General features: G+C 67.9%; 1 protein-coding gene. It reads left to right on the forward strand.

Features of this window, described 5'->3' with window-relative positions; genetic code table 11:
- Positions 1 to 18 precede the first annotated feature (18 nt).
- Positions 19 to 364, forward strand: a 346-nt coding sequence (locus tag LPA41_RS41410; protein WP_374238284.1) for an acyltransferase domain-containing protein, incomplete at its 3' end; no start/stop codon positions are given.

A 364-nucleotide genomic window follows, 5' to 3' on the forward strand; every position in this document is an offset into this window, starting at 1 on the left:
GCGGCCCGAGGCAGTCTGATGCAGGCGCTGCCCACGGGTGGGGCGATGGTGGCGGTGCAGGCCACCGAGGACGACGTGATCGCGCGGCTTGTTGATGGGGTGTCGATCGCGGCGGTCAACGGCCCGCGGGCGGTGGTGATCTCCGGTGATGAGGACGCGGTGCTGGCGGTGGCGGCCGGGTTCGACAAGACGCGGCGGTTGCGGGTGAGTCATGCGTTCCATTCGGCGCGTATGGATCCGATGCTGCGGGACTTCGCCGCCGTCCTGGAAGGCATCGATTTCGAGATGCCGTCGTTGGGCTGGATCTCGAATGTGACCGGTGAGCCGGTCGGTGTCGAGGTGATGGACCCGGAGTACTGGGTGC

Source organism: Actinoplanes sp. DH11 (assembly GCF_020873875.1).
Taxonomy (GTDB): domain Bacteria; phylum Actinomycetota; class Actinomycetes; order Mycobacteriales; family Micromonosporaceae; genus Actinoplanes.